Source organism: Pseudomonas sp. S35, assembly GCF_009866765.1.
GTDB lineage: Bacteria > Pseudomonadota > Gammaproteobacteria > Pseudomonadales > Pseudomonadaceae > Aquipseudomonas.
In genome coordinates, this window is sequence record NZ_CP019431.1 from 4,609,616 (window position 1) to 4,624,647 (window position 15,032).

Here is a 15,032-nt window from a genome sequence, read left to right on the forward strand (position 1 = left end):
GGCTTACGGGAAATTCGGGGATTGAGTAGCTGTCAGCCGGCGACCAGTTGCCGCGCCGCGCCATTGCGCCAGCGGGCCAGGTGCTCGTCGGCATAGCGCCGCATGCAGCGCAGCACGGCGCTTTCGTGCTGCACGAGGAAGAAGTGGTGACCGTCGAACATGTCGAGGGAAAAACCGCTGGCGGCGTCGAGTTGCCAGTCGAGCAATTGGTCGGCGCGCACACTGTCCTGCTTGCCGCCGAACACGTGGATCGGCATGCCCAGCGGCTCACGCGTGCCATAGCTGAAACTGCCGCACAGCAGGAAGTCGGCGCGCAGGATCGGCAGCATCAGTTGCATCAATTCGGGGTTGGCCAAGGCTTCCTCGGCGGTGCCCTGCAGTTCGCGCAGGCGGGCGATCAGTTGCTCATCGGTCTTTTCGATGGCGTACTCACTGACATCACGGCGCGCCGGGCCGGCAGTGCCCGAGGCGAACAACGCCAGCGGCGCAGGGACATTTAGTGCGTTTAGCGCATGCGCCAATTCAAAGGCCAGCAAGCCGCCCAGGCTGTGGCCGAACAACGCGTAAGGGCCGTCCAGGTCGCGGCTGATTTCATTCGCCAGTTGCGCGGCCAAGGCCTTGATATCGCGCTGCAAGGGCTCGTCCATGCGCATGCCGCGCCCCGGCAATTCCAGCGGGCAGACCTGCAACCACTCGGGCAAAGCCCGGCGCCAACGGGCGTAGACCATGGCGCTGGCGCCTGAATAGGGCAAGCAGAACAGCCGCAGTCGGGTCGGCGTGCTCATCGCTCGATGACTCCAAACTGAAACACGCTGTATGCACGATAAAAACCCATTTCATCCTCCTGCGGGTGCTGATCCTAGGCCGCCTTGCTAACGGACCTGTCACCCAGAAGAACGGACGGCAACAGCAAATAATTAGTCGCCGGGCACAAGCGAGACACGCTTCACATCTTACAAATAGCTATAAGATTAGTTCGCCTTCTCATTTGACAATCATTATCATTAAGCCTAATTTGTTGCCCGATGTGTAGGAGGCCTCAGCAAGGACGCCCTCCCCCAACCTCTTTTGCAAGGTGATTTCCATGACGGAACAAGTATCCACAGGCAGGTGCGACTCACCTCTTCTCCAGGCATTTGTCGACAATCGACTGATCCTCGTGAAGATTGCGGCACGCATTACCGGGTGTCGCTCCCGCGCCGAGGACGTAGTGCAGGACGCCTACTTTCGACTGCAGTCTGCGCCGACGATTACATCGTCATTCAAGGCCCAACTGAGCTATCTGTTCCAGATCGTGCGCAACCTGGCCATCGATCACTATCGCAAGCAGGCGCTGGAGCTCAAATACTCCGGGACTGAAGAGGAAGGCTTGAATGTGGTCATTCACGGCGCTTCACCGGAAACCTCCCATATCAATTTCAACACCCTGGAAAACATTGCCGACGCCCTGACGGAGCTGCCGCAGCGCACCCGCTACGCGTTCGAGATGTATCGCCTGCACGGCGTGCCGCAAAAGGACATCGCCAAGGAACTGGGGGTTTCGCCAACGCTGGTGAACTTCATGATCCGCGATGCCCTGGTGCACTGCCGCAAGGTGTCGGGCAGCCACAGCGATACCTTCGCACGCCGGGTCTGAGGCAAAAAAAGGGAGCGGCCTATCCGCTCCCGCCCTTGAGTCTCGCTTTAGATCAAACCGCACCGCTCAAAAAACCGCTCCCTGCCCAGAATCATCAGCGCCGCACGCTTGTGCGGGAAGTCGAATTCCTTTTCGCAGTGGAAGCACTGGTTGTGCATATGGCCGATCATCTTCGCGTTATCGGCACGCGGTTCAGCCACCACGCGCTGGGTGCGCGGGTCATCCAGGAACAGGTAGTGCACCAGCGCCGATAGCCAACTGGCAACCTTGTGCGGGCCGCGATGATGCTCCTCGCCCACCAGCATGTGGATACCACGGTCGTAATCCGCCGCGTCGTAGAACGGTGCGATGCGGTCCTCCTTGGCCCAATAGGCTTCAAAGTAGGCGAAGGGTTCGTCATCGAAACAGCCGATCAGCGTGAGGGTGTGCGGATCGGCCGCCAGCCTGTCGAGGTATTCGCGGTGCTGTTCCAGGCTGCCGCTTTCCTGCCAGAAACTCGCCACGCGTGCGCTGTTTTGCCAGCGATTGAAGCGCGCCAGGTCCACGTCGATTTCTACCGTGCGCAACGAAATCCAGGCACCAAGACGTGCGTCGTAACGCCGGTAAACCTCACCCCGAGGCTTCGGCGCACGCGCCGGGTGGCGCTTGCCGTCGCTGATGACCATCTGTTGCGGGTAGGTGCCACTGGGCGAGTGTCCCAACCACGGCTGGGGCAATTGCCAGAACAGCGTACGCTCGCAGCGGTACTGCCCGGCGGTCTCGGTGGCCACCAGCAAACCGCTGCGCAAAGCATCCTCAGGCGCATGTTCAAGGTGCCAGGCCAGGCGCTGCCGAGCAGGCTCTTTGGCAAACAACCAGTAGCAGGCGGCCCACAAGGCCCTTGCGGAGGGTACATCGCCGGCGTGCTGCAAATGCACTTGCAGCTCGTCGCCACGCTCCAGGCGCAGACGCGCCAGCGGCTGGCCTTCCAGGGTCAGGCTCAGGTGGCTTTCGGTTTCATCGGCAGTCAAGGCGGGCCCGGCCGGCAACGGCAAGACCGACAGGTCATTCAGATTGGACATGGGAGGGGCTCACGGTAGCGTCAACAGATAGAGAAGTGACGTGAGCCGCACGAGGAAATTTAGCCGTTCAAGGCGTCGCCATCACATCGATGCGATAAGGCTCGAAGATTTTCAACATCTGGCCGTTATCGCGCAAACGTTTGAGCAACGCAGAAAACGCTTCGCCCGTGATCGGCGCCTTCGGCCGTAGCAAGGCGTAATGGTGATAGACCTGGTCGATGCGCTCCGATACCAGGAACTCGCCGGCCATATCGGCATTGCGCACCATGAAATCACTCAAGTACGACCGGGTTACCAAGGCGATGTCCGCACGCCCACGCGCCACCATCAGCAGGTTGCTGTCATGGGAGTAGGTCATGGTGGCGTTGAAGTGCTCGGCCATGTACTTGGGGTCGGGGTTGAAGTTGGCGAAGGCGTAGTGATAACCGCTGAATACCGCCAGGCGCTTGCCAGCGAGGTCGGCGAAATAAGCCTGGTCGCGACCGGGCGCACGGTGGGCAACAAAAATTTCGGCGTCTTCCAGGCCCATGTCGACGCTGGTGTGCGCAATCTTCTGCCAGCCCCAGACAGGGTTTTCGAAGATCGCCATATCAACCCGGCCCTGCTCGAAATCGCGAAAGCGTCGGGGGATGGATGTGGGCACCAGCACAAATTGGTAATCGGTTTGCAAGGCGTTGAGGGCCTCGACCAACTGCGGCAGTAAACCGGTGTCGGCGCCCTGCTCAGGGCGCACCGTGTAGGGCGGGAAATGCGCCGCGCCGATGCGTACCAATTGCGCAGCCGAAGCCGGCATCCACCATGCGGTGCCCAGTGCCCATAAAGTAAGTCCTGCAGCCAGCCGCCAAGGCGATAACATCAAGGCAAACACCGTTCAACACATTGATGGCGATAAGCTAGGCGTTTTTGTCTGGCGAGACAACTTTCCACCGGGAAATTAATAGTTTGTGCCTCAATCAGCCTTAAGAACCATCAACAACGCTTCTTCAGCCAACTGCTCCAGCGTCAGGCTGCCCTCGGCGCGAAACCAGGTGGTGGTCCAGGACAGGGCGCCGGTGAGGAAGCGTCGCGCAATAAACACATCGCCCTTGATATACCCGGCCGCCTTGGCCTCCCCCAGCACCTGCAGCCAGATCTCTTCGTACACGTCGCGCAGGGCCAGTACCTGGGCCTGGCCCCCGGCCGACAGCGAGCGCCATTCGTACACCAGCACCGCCATCGCCTCACCGCTACCGCCCATGATCGACTGTAATTCGCAGCGAATCAGCGCCAGCACACGTTCACGCACAGTGCTGGCTTGCTCCAGCGAAGCGCGCATCATCGCGGTGTTGTAGTGGATGGTTTCCTCCATCACCGCTCGCAGGATCTCGTCCTTGCTCTTGAAGTGATGAAAGATGCTGCCGCTCTGGATGCCCACTGCGCTGGCCAGGTCACGCACGGTGGTGCGCTCAAAGCCCTTGTTGCGAAACAGGTGCGCCGCCGTTTGCAGCAGCTTGCCCCGGGCGCTGTCGGGGTCGGTCAATTGGCCGCCGTCGATCATGGTGCGCATCACCCGCAGGGCTTTTTGCTCATCCATGCTGCTCTCCTTCACTTCTACTGACGTCTTGGCCGGCAATTTAGGCCGTGGCCGCCACCCAAGCAAGCGCTTGGGCAAAACTTGTGCGGGTGCTTGCCGGTGATCAGGTACGCAATCGCCAAGTGTTGCTGGAGATCGAATAACCTCTGGGCGGAACTACAGGCCCGGGCTACGCTCTATCCCCATCAGGAAGGGACGAGTACGGGAACCTGCACAATGCCTCATTGGCTGATTATTGACCTTGAAGCCACAACGGATGAAGGCGGCTGGCCCGTGACGGAGATGGAGGTCATCGAGATCGGCGCGAGCCTGGTGAACCGCCAGGGCCGCGAACTGGACCACTTCCAGCGCTTTGTGCGGCCCCTGCGGCGTCCATTGCTGACGCCTTTTTGCCGCCAGTTGACCCATATCACCCAGGCAAATATCGATACCGCCGCGCCCATCACCGAGGTGTGGCCGTTGTTCGAACGCTGGCTGGGCCAGCATCAACCACGCCTGGAAGGCTGGGCCAGTTGGGGTGACTATGACCGTGCCCAGCTTGAGCTCGAATGGCAGCGCAACAGCTTGGCCAGTGCACTCGCTAAAACACCCCATGTGAACCTCAAGCAGCGTTTCGCCAAGGCCCGGCGCCTGGACAAGCCCCTGGGGCTCAATGGCGCCCTGCAATTGGCGGGAATGCAGTTTCACGGCCAGCAACATCGGGCACTGGAAGATGCACGCAATACCGCGCGCCTGTTGCCGCTGATTTTACCGGTCTAGGCAGCTCCCCTGCCCTTGGGCATACTGAGCGCCCACTTTCTTGCTCCTACAGTGAAGCGCTAACCCCTTTTTCCGAGGATTCGCCCATGTTCAAAGTCAACGAGTACTTCGATGGCACCGTCAAGTCGATCGCTTTCGGCACCGCAGAAGGTCCGGCGACCATCGGCGTGATGGCCCCGGGTGAATACGAATTCGGCACCGCCCAGCGTGAAATCATGCACGTCGTCTCGGGCGCCCTGACCGTCAAACTACCAGACGCCAACGAGTGGGAAACCTTCGCCGCCGGCAGCCAGTTCAACGTACCGGCCAACAGCAAGTTCCAGCTGAAGGTCGCGGTGGACACGGCTTACCTGTGCGAATACCGCGGCTAAGCATTCGCCCGGTCAAAAAAATGCCCGTCTCCTGCGAGACGGGCATTTTTCATAGGCGCTGAAAACTATTCGAGAATGGTCACCGGCATGCCCACTTCCAGGCGTCCGACGCCATCGTTGACCAGGTTCTGGCCGAACATCACCTCGCCGTCCAATTCGCGATAGGTCTTGAGCGTGGTCAAGGGTTCGCGGTCCTCGTTGCGCTCGCCGCTGGCGGGGTCGATGGTGGTAAGAATGCAGCGTGAGCAGGACTTGACCACCCGAAACTCTACGTCGCCGATGCGCAAACGCTTCCAGCCGTCTTCGGCGAAAGCGTCACTGCCTTCGATCACCAGGTTGGGGCGAAAACGCAGCATTTCCATGGGGCGACCGATGCGCTGCGACAGATCGTCCAAGGACGCCTGGCCGATCAGCAGCAGCGGAAAACCATCGGCAAAGGCCACTTTGTCATCATCCTTGCCATAACCGTCCTGGGTGGTACGGGCCCGCTCAACCGGCACCTGCACCAGGCGCGTCGGCTTGCCGATAAAGGCACTGACCCAGGCAGCGGCTGCATCACCGGCATCGGGTACGCGCAGGGTATCGCGCCAGATGGTCACGCCACGCAGTTCACTGTCGCTGCAAGGTAGCGCCACATCGAGCGGCGTGTACCCAGGCGAACTCAGCGTCAGGCCACCGCTGCTGTTCCATAACGCCGACAACTGGCTCATTTTCGCCACGGCGCGCTGGGTGAGAAAGCGCCCACTGGCCTCGTCCACCAACATCCAGCGTCGATCCCCGTCCAACCCGAGTGTATCCAGGCCGATGTGCTGCAAGATGTCGGCCTTGCCGGACTTCAAGGGGTAACGGTACAACGCGCTGAGACGAAGCATGGGCCTGCATTCCTGAGGGGGCAAAGATGCCACCCTAAGGTCAAGCGGGGACTTCGTCCAGCATCAGTCGCTGACGCACTACGTCCACCAGTTTGTCGGGCTGGAATTTGGACAGGAAGTTGTCGCAGCCGACCTTCTTCACCATCGAGTCGTTGAAGCTGCCCGACAGCGAGGTGTGCAACACCACGTAGAGCTTGCGCAGGCGGGGGTCGTTGCGGATTTCGGTGGTGAGACGGTAGCCGTCCATCTCGGGCATTTCGGCGTCGGTGAAGATCATCAGCAGCTTGTCGGTCATCACGTGGCCGGCGTCGGCCCAGGCCTTGAGCATGTTCAGCGCCTTGAGGCCGTCGCTGGCGATGTGCATCTTCACACCCAGTTGGCCCAGGGTGTCGCGCAGTTGCGACAGGGCGACATTGGAGTCGTCCACCAGCAGCACTTCGCGGCCACGGGCACGTTCCAGCACCGGGTCTTCGAGCTTTTCACGGGACACCTTGGCGTTGTAGGGCACGATTTCGGCGAGCACTTTTTCCACGTCGATGATCTCCACCAACTGGTCATCGACCTTGCTGATGGCGGTGAGGTAGTGCTGGCGCCCGGCACTGGTCGGTGGCGGCAGGATGGATTCCCAGTTCATGTTGACGATGCGGTCCACGCCGCCCACCAGGAACGCCTGCACAGAGCGGTTGTACTCGGTGACGATAATGGTGCTGTTAGGGCCTGGCACCAGCGGGCGCATACCGATGGCCTGGGACAGGTCGATCACGGGCAGGGTCTGGCCACGCAGGTTGACCACGCCGCACACGAAGGGGTGGCGCTGGGGCATCAGGGTCAGCTTGGGCAGTTGCAGGACTTCCTGCACCTTGAACACGTTGATCGCGAACAGTTGCCGCCCGGCCAGGCGGAACATGAGGATCTCCAGGCGATTCTCACCCACCAGTTGCGTGCGTTGGTCTACCGTGTCGAGAATGCCGGCCATTAAATGCTCCTGGTGTGCGCTGGAAAATGCGCGAAGGGATTGTGCAATTCATTACTGCTGTTATCGGCGGCGAACGCCAGACCTTGACCCCCGCTAAAATGCCACGTAAATCCATTGATGTCACACTGACATCATGCTCTACTGCAAGAACCTCTCAAGAGAGCAGTACAGCGGCATTGCACGACATTCAAATGGGTGCAAGGTTCCGCCATGCAAGGGATTCCCCTATACGCAATCAGGCCCAACCTGATATTCGCAGTATCTAATAGCCATTAATGTGACGCCATTCTCATTGCATGAATGGAGTCAGGCTTTGTTTGCCATCCCAAGCCCTCGGCCCACGGGTCTTCCGGACGGTCACATCGCGGCAACTGAAGGTGTGCAATTGAGCCCGCTCTTGAGCGCAGTGCGCCGCCGTCGCCGTCATTCAAATAAACGTCCTACTGAAATCTCAGAAGCGACCTACAGACTCCAATCATCTTTCAGCGGTAGTTTTACGCCATTCACCCGGTGCGACCTCTCATCACCCGACCTTATGTTGTGGAGACTTGCATGATGAACGACGGTAACGAGTGGCAACTTGCACTTCCCGAGTTCCTGCACGAGGCAGAAAAGCTGCTGACCAAGTCGCAAGAGTGCCTGAGCCACCTGCATCTGATTCGCAACGACAGCGATGCCATCGACTGCATGAAAATCAGCCTGATGAAACTCGCCGAAAAGGCCGATTGCCTGGCGTTGCGGGCAATCAGCGAATTTTCGCGGCATATCCAATACCTGATCGCCAATGCCGAAAACCCTCTGCAGTTGCACGATCAGGCGCTCAATGCCCTGGAAGATTGCCTGCGACTGCTGGCCTGGCAGTTGGAATTGATCGACGCGAAGACTGGCCTGCTGACACTGGATGAAGCGGAACAAACCACCTTGATTGCCACGGTCACAGTGCAGATTCCACAAAAGGACTTCAGTTATAAACCGCAGCAGCGCATTCACCACGCGTCTTGAAGCGTTATTCAGGTCGTATTCAACGCGTAGTTATCTAAAAGCGACAGATTCAATTACCCGTTGAAATTGAATGGCGCCCACATAGATATCAATTAGCCATTAACGATACATGGCGCCTTTAAAATAATACAACCCCACTTTTATGAACTCTGGGATTACCACCCGGAGTGTCTGTGCGCTTAAATAAGCCCGCCAGACAGGCACCTGGCGACCAACGGTAAGAGTGGTGGTATTATGCCCAGGCTTGAAGTGACTCAACTTCACTCAGCTTGAAAACGATTCAATACAGCATTCCAAACAGCGTCCGGTCAGCGTCGACCGGTCTTCCCGCAGCGAACCTTCATTGGCTCCATCCGCTATGCATGCCAGCCTCAAGACATTCATCGCAAGGTCCGCGTCCCGCAGCAATGCACGCCGTTTGATCCTTACTCTATGCCTTGGCTCGCTGCTGCTGAGCCTGTGGGCCTACGCCCACGGTGCAGCGCTGCCGCTGATGGTACTGCTGTTCAACCTGGCCACCGTGTTGGTGGTAGGTCTGCAACAGTGGTACTCGCGCAAATCCATCAAGTTCCAGCCCCAGGAGTTGGCCGATCGCCTGCTGAAAGTGCAGGAAAACGAACGCCACCGCCTCAGCCGCGAACTGCATGACGATATCGGTCAACTGCTGACCGCCGCCAAGCTGCAAAGCGAATGGCTCAAGCGTCGACTGCCGGATGAGCTGCAAACCCAGTGCAACGTCCTGTGCAATACCTTGAACGAGACCCTGGCCAAGGTGCGCGACGTGTCCGCCATCCTCAATCCTCGCCAGCTCGCCAGCCTGGGCCTGGAAGCCAGCCTGCGCGCGCACCTGCTCAAGACCCTGGAAAACACCCCCGTGCACTGGAGCCTGGAGTGCCAGCAACGGCTGACGGGCATCCCCGAAGAAATGGCCGTGGCGGCCTTTCGCATCACCCAGGAAGCCGTCACCAACATGCTGCGCCACGCCCAGGCGCGCAACCTGCAGGTACGCCTGCAACGCCTGCCCGAGGGCCTGTCGTTGACTATCTGTGATGACGGCCAGGGCTTTTCACCTGCCATCAACCCCAGCCTGGAAGGTCAGCGGGGCATGGCGGGCATGGCCGAGCGGGTTGATCAACTTGGCGGTTCACTCTCCGTGAGCAGCCAGCCAGGCAACGGAACACGCATCGACGCGCTGTTCCCCTGGGCGCCCCGCGCCCTCGAGCGGGCCAGCGCCCCTAAGGTTATCGAGTGACCTGCACATTACTTCTGGTGGACGACCATGCCCTGATCCGGGCCGGCGTACGTGCGCTGATCCAGGATATTCCCGGCTACACGGTAACCGGCGAAGCCAGTGATGGCGCGCAGTTGCTGGAGCAGTTCAATACCTTGCTACCGGACATCGTGCTGCTGGACCTGTCGATGAAACACACCGGTGGCCTGGACGCGCTGCAGCAACTCAAGCGTGCGCACCCCAAGAGCAAGGTGCTGATCCTGTCGATGCACACCGACCCGGAACTGATCATGTGCGCGCTGGAGGCCGGCGCCCACGGCTACCTGCTCAAGGACACCAGCGCCAATGAGCTGGAACACGCGCTGCAAGCCTTGCGCAACAACGAACGCTACCTGAGCCCAGCGATCGCTCACACCGTGATCAACCAGGCGCTGGTGCGCAGCCAGGGGCCGGTCACCCCCGCCGGCCACACGCACAACCTCACGGCCCGCCAGCTGGAGATACTGCGCCTGATCGTGCGCGGCAAGTCCACCCGCGAGATCGCCCACGGCCTGGGCCTGAGTATCAAGACGGTGGAAGCGCACCGCTCGCAGATCATGAAGCGCCTGCAGATATTCGACGTGGCGGGCCTGGTGTTATTCGCCGTGCGCGAGCAGATCATCAGCCTGGACGACTAGGGGCGAACCCACCGGCAGATGCACGCGAAGCGCCTTGGGCAAGGCTTCGAAGTGCAGGTCGTCACCCTGTAGCGGTTCACCATCGAGGTTGATGTACAAACCCTGCGCCACCTTGATCTTGACCCACGGCAGGCGCGCCCGCACGAACATGTTGTCGAGCCCACCGTCGCTCATCAAGTTGAGCAGCGTGCCGACCACTTCCTGCGGCGCCGGCAGAATACTGACATCGAGCAAGCCATCATCGGCCAATGCGCCAGGGCACAGCACATGCCCCCCGCCCGCCTGGCGCCCGTTGCCGATGCCCAGTGCCAGCAGTTCGCCCTTCCAGTGGAAATCCGGCCCTTCCAGCTCACCATAGGCGGCCTTCAATTCGCTGAAGCGCGTCAGGCCGGTAAACAGATAAGCGGCGCCGCCGAGGACTTTCTTCAAGTCTTCGGAAGTATTCGCCGTAACCTGGCTGCCGAAGCCGCCGGTGGCCATGTTCAGGAAAATCTGCCCGCCGACCTGGCCGAGGTCGATTGCCCTGGGGGGCACATCCAGCAACGCCAGGGCCTGGGCAGGCTCCAACGGCACACCGGCGGCCTTGGCAAAATCATTCGCGGTGCCCAGCGGCATCAGCACCAGGCTAGCGTCGCTCTGGGCCTGGGCCATCGCCTCGGCCACATCGCGCAAGGTGCCGTCGCCGCCACCGGCAATGATGTGGGTATAGCCGCCGTCCAGCGCCTCCTTGACCAGCCGTTGCGCGTCACCGCCCTCCCAGGTCACCCGCACCGCCAACTCCAACCCCCGCTCGCGCCGGGCCAGCACGGCTGCGCGCACGTCCTCGTTGAGGGCTTGCTTGCCGTGAAGGATCAACAGTGCCTTGGGGGTGGTCATGGGGGGCGTACTCCTGGGTTCAATAGTGCTTGAAGGATGTTGACCTTTAAGGAGTAGGAAAAAGTCATTGAGGCCAAAAAATAATTGGCCCGCTAGAAATTATCCATAGCGTTGCACATCGACAGCTTGCCCTTGGGCGCGGGCGCTACAGCGACCCATTGTTTGCCGCCCGCCGGCAGTTCGTGCAGCTGGAATGAACAGTTTGCATACATGGACGCCTGCACCATGTAATCCACCCCGGGCCGAGGCACAAAGGTCATGGTGCTGGAACATTGCCGGGAAGACTGCAACTGCCCCAGGTAATGAAACGCGATCGGCGTGTTCGCCGGCACCACCAACTCCGACGATACGGCAGCGGCCCACGAATAAATCGGCCCCGGCATACCCAGGTTTTCACCGTTGTGGTCGGGAAAACCCGCCTTGGTCGACGCCATCACCCCGGCGCCCGGCACATTCCAGTCCAGGCAATCACGCCCCGGCACCGCGCGCACCAGGCCATCGGTGATCAACCGTACACGGGCCGTCTCGCCGGACGTCGGTGCGACGTAGCCGGTGGACAGGGAGCGGATGTTCGCCACTTGGCCGCATCCCGTCAGCAGTACCAGCAACGCCGCAGGAACCATGCGTCTAACATTCATCGGCAATCAACTCGCAAAGGAAGAAAGGGCCACTTACGGCTGACGGCAATTGTGGTTGACCGACAACTGCGGCGCCGGCTCGTACTTCACCATCTGCAAGCCATCGGCGCCCTGGAAGATGAAGTACTTGATGCGGCAGTCCTTGAACATCGACGAGTAACCCTCAGCCCGGAAGCCCTGGCCATCGACCTGCTTGGTCACGGCGTTGTTGCGGCTGACCACCGCGAGCACCTGGGCATAGCTCTCGCCCATCTTCACCCCCGGCTCGCCGGTGACCGTCATCGACGAAGCACAACCGCCCAGCCCTGCCGCCGCCAATGCCAGCGCGACGCCGTACAGTCCTTTGCGTAGATCATTCATTCCCTGCTTCCTTTTAGTGATGGGTTACCGGCGGCGGCTGAAAGCCCCTGCCCGTGCAGCCGGTCAGTAATACAGCGCAAACACTCAACCGCAGAACCTTGCTGAACATGGCGTTCTTCCTTGGTTTGACTCGGACAACGTATGAAACACCATGAGGTGAATCCTGCCAGAAAGGCTGGCAGGGCAGCGCCGCAGGGCTGCAGCAAAACAGAGGGGTTTGTTCTTGATAAAGCGTCGACAGACATTTCGCATCCTTGTGATTGAAACTTCCTGCATACGCAGGTTGGTCAGCACAAAGACATAAAAGTGCCATGAGAAAACATGGCATTGGGACACGCACGATACAACCAGCCGCAGCCGACACTTTTGATTTTCAGCCCAGATAGCGCTGGCTAAAGGTAGAGAGCGGTGTTGCACGGCTTACACCGCGCAATCAGCTTTTGTGCAATTTACTCATCAACTGCGCCTCAGCCTGGGTCAAGCCGCAGGACTGGGTCAGTTCATCCACCGTCGCGCCCATGCCCACCAGCTTCGCCGCCTGGGCAAACGACAGGCTCGCCGGGTCGCGCTGCTCGATCTGCGCCAACTTGTCTGGCAGCGGCGCGAGGATGGCGCGCAGTTCATGCACCTCATCCCCGACCTTCACCGCACTTTGCTGGAAGTGATCAACGCGCTTGACCAGCTCCAGGATGCGCCGGTCGCGCACCGCGTCGCGCTCGGCCTGTTGCATCGCCAATTCCCGTTGCTGGCGCACATAGCGCAGCATAAACGCCAGCGTCCCGGCCCACAGCAGGGCCAGGACAATCACCACGGCCTCAAAGAACAATCAGATACTCTCCAGTTCCGACCACTCTTCTTCGCTCATCATCTTGTCCAGCTCAACCAGAATCAGCAGTTCGTTGTTCTTGTTGCACACGCCCTGGATGAACTTGGCCGATTCCTCGTTACCCACGTTCGGCGCGGTTTCCACTTCCGATTGGCGCAGGTAAACCACTTCGGCCACGCTGTCGACCAAGATCCCGACCACTTGCTTGTCGGCCTCGATGATGACGATGCGGGTGTTGTCGGTAATCTCGGCTGTATCGAGGCCAAAACGCTGGCGGGTGTCGATCACCGTCACCACGTTGCCGCGCAGGTTGATGATGCCCAGCACGTAGCTTGGCGCACCTGGAACCGGAGCGATCTCGGTGTAGCGCAGCACTTCCTGCACGCGCATCACGTTAATGCCGTAGGTTTCGTTGTCCAGTTTGAAGGTAACCCATTGCAGGATCGGATCATCCAAACCTTGTGCGGACGCTGACTTGTTCATACCCATGACCCCTTCAAATGCCGTTACGTACGGCGTGTGTGCTTCGTTGGCCGCACTCGCGCGCGGCCCTTATTGTTCAATCAACTGCGTTTGGTAACAGGCATCGCCTTGACGGCACCGCTGGCGATCAACTCGGCCAGTTCGGCAACGTCGAGCAACGCGCACATGTGTTCGATCACAGTGCCCGCCAGCCAAGGCCGTTGGCCACGGTGGCTGCGCCATTTGATTTCGTTCGGGTCCAGGCGCAACGAGCGGCTGACTTGATGCACCGCCAGCCCCCACTCGTAGCCCTGCACCGAGATCACGTACTGCAAGCCTTGGCGGAAGTCGTCGCGGTAGCGATCGGGCATCACCCAGCGCGCCGTGTCCAACACCTTGAGGTTGCCGGCCTGGCTCGGCAGGATGCCAAGGAACCACTCCGGTTGACCGAACAGTGGCGTCAGTTCCTGGCCTTCCAGGGAGTAGATCGAGCCCAGGCACACCAGCGGCACGGCCAGGGTCAACCCGGCGACATCGAACAGCAGGCATTCGAACGGTTCGGCCGCCCAGGCCGGTCGCTCATCGCCGCTCACGGGTGGCGGCGTAATGCTCGCAGGCAAGTGCACTTGCACCACCGGCTCGACCACCACCGGCGCGACGGGCATGGCCACCGGGACAGCCAGCGGCACGATCACCGGCGCGACATAGGCATCACGCGCCTGCTCTTCCAATACCGCCAACTGGAACTCGTCCAGGGTGCTGGCCGCCGGCACTTCTAGCGCGGGCTCCAGCACCAGGATCGGTTCCGGCACGTCTTCCTCGGTCGCTTCCTGCAGCAGGGCATCCAGGTAGGATTCCAGTGCCAGTTGCGGCCGGGTCTTGAGTTCAACAGGACGATTCATCAAGCCACCTGCGCCACAAGCTGCTGGGACAGCAGGTGCTTGAGCAGCGCGCGGTAGGCCATCACGCCACGGCTCTTGGCGTCGAACTGCGAGGGCGTCAGCCCTGCCCGGCTAGCATCGCGCAGGCGGGTATCCACCGGGATGTAGCCATTCCAGATGGCATCCGGGTAGCCATCGCGCAATACGCGCAATGTGCCCAGGGAGGCCTGGGTACGGCGGTCGAACAGGGTCGGCACGATGCTATACGGCAGCGCCTGTTTGCGTGAGCGGTTGATCATCGCCAGGGTGCTGACCATGCGCTCCAGGCCCTTGACCGCCAAGTGCTCGGTCTGCACCGGGATCACCAACTGCTGGCTGGCCGCCAACGCGTTGACCATCAGCACGCCGAGCAACGGCGGGCTGTCGATGATGGCGTAGTCGAAGTCCTGCCACAGTTGCGCCAAGGTCTTGGCGATCACCAGGCCCAGCCCGCTCTGCCCCGGCGACTGGCGCTCAAGGGTGGCCAGTGCGGTGCTGGATGGCAGCAGGGAAATGCTCTCGTTGCTCGTTGGCAGCAACAACTGGCCGGGCAAGTCGCTCGGCACGCTGCCCTTGTGCAGGAACAGGTCGAAGCAACTGTGTTCCAGTGCGTCTGGGTCGTAACCGAAATAGCTGGTCATCGAGCCATGGGGGTCGAGGTCGACCACGACCACACGCTTGCCCGCCTCGGCCAGCAAACCGGCTAAAGCGATGGAGGTGGTGGTCTTGCCGACCCCACCTTTTTGATTGGCAACTGCCCAGACTCTCATTCGGATGGTTCCTCCCGGTGGG

General features: G+C 60.5%; 19 protein-coding genes. 6 read left to right on the plus strand and 13 right to left on the minus strand.

Annotated elements, in window-relative coordinates; translation table 11 throughout:
- Positions 1–32: 32 nt before the first annotated feature.
- On the minus strand, positions 33–785 hold the full coding sequence (locus tag PspS35_RS20515; protein WP_159936560.1) for an alpha/beta fold hydrolase: 753 nt from the start codon (positions 783–785) through the stop codon (positions 33–35).
- Between the two features lie 299 nt (positions 786–1,084).
- Between PspS35_RS20515 and PspS35_RS20520 the strand changes: the two genes are divergently transcribed.
- Positions 1,085–1,636, plus strand: coding sequence for an RNA polymerase factor sigma-70 (locus tag PspS35_RS20520; RefSeq protein ID WP_005789991.1), 552 nt, complete (start codon positions 1,085–1,087; stop codon positions 1,634–1,636).
- A gap of 47 nt (positions 1,637–1,683) precedes the next feature.
- Here the strand turns inward: PspS35_RS20520 and PspS35_RS20525 are convergent, their stop codons facing one another.
- From PspS35_RS20525 to PspS35_RS20535, 3 genes are all read right to left on the minus strand, one after another.
- Positions 1,684–2,697 carry a GNAT family N-acetyltransferase gene (locus PspS35_RS20525; protein ID WP_159936561.1) on the minus strand — a complete coding sequence of 338 codons (1,014 nt, stop codon included), beginning with the start codon at positions 2,695–2,697 and terminating at the stop codon, positions 1,684–1,686.
- Between the two features lie 67 nt (positions 2,698–2,764).
- Positions 2,765–3,553 carry a transporter substrate-binding domain-containing protein gene (locus PspS35_RS20530; protein WP_159936562.1) on the minus strand — a complete coding sequence of 263 codons (789 nt, stop codon included), beginning with the start codon at positions 3,551–3,553 and terminating at the stop codon, positions 2,765–2,767.
- A 93-nt stretch (positions 3,554–3,646) separates the two neighbouring features.
- Positions 3,647–4,270, minus strand: coding sequence for a TetR/AcrR family transcriptional regulator (locus PspS35_RS20535; protein WP_159936563.1), 624 nt, complete (start codon positions 4,268–4,270; stop codon positions 3,647–3,649).
- A gap of 216 nt (positions 4,271–4,486) precedes the next feature.
- On the opposite strand from PspS35_RS20535, the gene PspS35_RS20540 reads away from it, so the two are divergent.
- A complete protein-coding gene (locus tag PspS35_RS20540) occupies positions 4,487–5,029 on the plus strand; it encodes an exonuclease domain-containing protein (protein ID WP_159936564.1) in 543 nt (180 codons plus the stop codon).
- A gap of 86 nt (positions 5,030–5,115) precedes the next feature.
- Positions 5,116–5,400, plus strand: coding sequence for a pyrimidine/purine nucleoside phosphorylase (locus tag PspS35_RS20545; RefSeq protein ID WP_159936565.1), 285 nt, complete (start codon positions 5,116–5,118; stop codon positions 5,398–5,400).
- Between the two features lie 65 nt (positions 5,401–5,465).
- Here the strand turns inward: PspS35_RS20545 and PspS35_RS20550 are convergent, their stop codons facing one another.
- Both PspS35_RS20550 and PspS35_RS20555 read right to left on the minus strand, forming a co-directional pair.
- Positions 5,466–6,272, minus strand: a complete 807-nt coding sequence (locus tag PspS35_RS20550) for an MOSC domain-containing protein (protein ID WP_159936566.1) — start codon at positions 6,270–6,272, stop codon at positions 5,466–5,468.
- A gap of 40 nt (positions 6,273–6,312) precedes the next feature.
- Positions 6,313–7,248: a chemotaxis protein CheV gene (locus tag PspS35_RS20555; protein ID WP_159936567.1), complete on the minus strand. Its 936-nt coding sequence runs from the start codon at positions 7,246–7,248 to the stop codon at positions 6,313–6,315.
- Between the two features lie 552 nt (positions 7,249–7,800).
- Between PspS35_RS20555 and PspS35_RS20560 the strand changes: the two genes are divergently transcribed.
- The 3 genes from PspS35_RS20560 (at position 7,801) to PspS35_RS20570 (ending at position 10,158) form a co-directional block, all read left to right on the plus strand.
- Complete coding sequence (locus PspS35_RS20560; RefSeq protein ID WP_174244829.1) at positions 7,801–8,250, plus strand: hypothetical protein; 450 nt, start codon at positions 7,801–7,803, stop codon at positions 8,248–8,250.
- 358 nt (positions 8,251–8,608) lie between these two features.
- Complete coding sequence (locus tag PspS35_RS20565) at positions 8,609–9,502, plus strand: sensor histidine kinase (RefSeq protein ID WP_159938094.1); 894 nt, start codon at positions 8,609–8,611, stop codon at positions 9,500–9,502.
- Positions 9,499–10,158, plus strand: a complete 660-nt coding sequence (locus PspS35_RS20570) for a response regulator transcription factor (protein WP_159936568.1) — start codon at positions 9,499–9,501, stop codon at positions 10,156–10,158. The genes PspS35_RS20565 and PspS35_RS20570 overlap by 4 nt, the downstream gene beginning before the upstream one ends.
- Here PspS35_RS20570 and yegS read toward each other — a convergent pair.
- The 7 genes from yegS to PspS35_RS20605 form a co-directional block, all read right to left on the minus strand.
- A complete protein-coding gene (yegS, locus tag PspS35_RS20575) occupies positions 10,117–11,034 on the minus strand; it encodes a lipid kinase YegS (RefSeq protein WP_159936569.1) in 918 nt (305 codons plus the stop codon). The genes PspS35_RS20570 and yegS overlap by 42 nt on opposite strands.
- A 92-nt stretch (positions 11,035–11,126) precedes the next feature.
- Positions 11,127–11,672: a hypothetical protein gene (locus PspS35_RS20580; RefSeq protein ID WP_159936570.1), complete on the minus strand. Its 546-nt coding sequence runs from the start codon at positions 11,670–11,672 to the stop codon at positions 11,127–11,129.
- Positions 11,673–11,705: 33 nt separating this feature from the next.
- Positions 11,706–12,032, minus strand: coding sequence for a hypothetical protein (locus PspS35_RS20585; protein ID WP_159936571.1), 327 nt, complete (start codon positions 12,030–12,032; stop codon positions 11,706–11,708).
- 433 nt (positions 12,033–12,465) lie between these two features.
- A complete protein-coding gene (locus PspS35_RS20590) occupies positions 12,466–12,858 on the minus strand; it encodes a DUF2802 domain-containing protein (protein ID WP_159936572.1) in 393 nt (130 codons plus the stop codon).
- Positions 12,859–13,341, minus strand: a complete 483-nt coding sequence (locus tag PspS35_RS20595) for a chemotaxis protein CheW (protein ID WP_159936573.1) — start codon at positions 13,339–13,341, stop codon at positions 12,859–12,861.
- A gap of 80 nt (positions 13,342–13,421) precedes the next feature.
- Positions 13,422–14,222, minus strand: a complete 801-nt coding sequence (locus tag PspS35_RS20600) for a CheW domain-containing protein (RefSeq protein WP_159936574.1) — start codon at positions 14,220–14,222, stop codon at positions 13,422–13,424.
- Positions 14,222–15,010, minus strand: coding sequence for a ParA family protein (locus tag PspS35_RS20605; protein WP_159936575.1), 789 nt, complete (start codon positions 15,008–15,010; stop codon positions 14,222–14,224). The genes PspS35_RS20600 and PspS35_RS20605 overlap by 1 nt, the downstream gene beginning before the upstream one ends.
- Positions 15,011–15,032: the final 22 nt, after the last annotated feature.

Excerpts from the sequence above, each read along its gene's own strand:
- PspS35_RS20515 (WP_159936560.1), bottom strand. The coding sequence starts at position 785 with ATGAGCACGCCGACCCGACTGCGGCTGTTCTGCTTGCCCTATTCAGGC.
- PspS35_RS20520 (WP_005789991.1), top strand. The coding sequence starts at position 1,085 with ATGACGGAACAAGTATCCACAGGCAGGTGCGACTCACCTCTTCTCCAG.
- PspS35_RS20525 (WP_159936561.1), bottom strand. The coding sequence starts at position 2,697 with ATGTCCAATCTGAATGACCTGTCGGTCTTGCCGTTGCCGGCCGGGCCC.
- PspS35_RS20530 (WP_159936562.1), bottom strand. The coding sequence starts at position 3,553 with ATGTTATCGCCTTGGCGGCTGGCTGCAGGACTTACTTTATGGGCACTG.
- PspS35_RS20535 (WP_159936563.1), bottom strand. The coding sequence starts at position 4,270 with ATGGATGAGCAAAAAGCCCTGCGGGTGATGCGCACCATGATCGACGGC.
- PspS35_RS20540 (WP_159936564.1), top strand. The coding sequence starts at position 4,487 with ATGCCTCATTGGCTGATTATTGACCTTGAAGCCACAACGGATGAAGGC.
- PspS35_RS20545 (WP_159936565.1), top strand. The coding sequence starts at position 5,116 with ATGTTCAAAGTCAACGAGTACTTCGATGGCACCGTCAAGTCGATCGCT.
- PspS35_RS20550 (WP_159936566.1), bottom strand. The coding sequence starts at position 6,272 with ATGCTTCGTCTCAGCGCGTTGTACCGTTACCCCTTGAAGTCCGGCAAG.
- PspS35_RS20555 (WP_159936567.1), bottom strand. The coding sequence starts at position 7,248 with ATGGCCGGCATTCTCGACACGGTAGACCAACGCACGCAACTGGTGGGT.
- PspS35_RS20560 (WP_174244829.1), top strand. The coding sequence starts at position 7,801 with ATGATGAACGACGGTAACGAGTGGCAACTTGCACTTCCCGAGTTCCTG.
- PspS35_RS20565 (WP_159938094.1), top strand. The coding sequence starts at position 8,609 with ATGCATGCCAGCCTCAAGACATTCATCGCAAGGTCCGCGTCCCGCAGC.
- yegS (WP_159936569.1), bottom strand. The coding sequence starts at position 11,034 with ATGACCACCCCCAAGGCACTGTTGATCCTTCACGGCAAGCAAGCCCTC.
- PspS35_RS20580 (WP_159936570.1), bottom strand. The coding sequence starts at position 11,672 with ATGAATGTTAGACGCATGGTTCCTGCGGCGTTGCTGGTACTGCTGACG.
- PspS35_RS20585 (WP_159936571.1), bottom strand. The coding sequence starts at position 12,032 with ATGAATGATCTACGCAAAGGACTGTACGGCGTCGCGCTGGCATTGGCG.
- PspS35_RS20595 (WP_159936573.1), bottom strand. The coding sequence starts at position 13,341 with ATGAACAAGTCAGCGTCCGCACAAGGTTTGGATGATCCGATCCTGCAA.
- PspS35_RS20600 (WP_159936574.1), bottom strand. The coding sequence starts at position 14,222 with ATGAATCGTCCTGTTGAACTCAAGACCCGGCCGCAACTGGCACTGGAA.
- PspS35_RS20605 (WP_159936575.1), bottom strand. The coding sequence starts at position 15,010 with ATGAGAGTCTGGGCAGTTGCCAATCAAAAAGGTGGGGTCGGCAAGACC.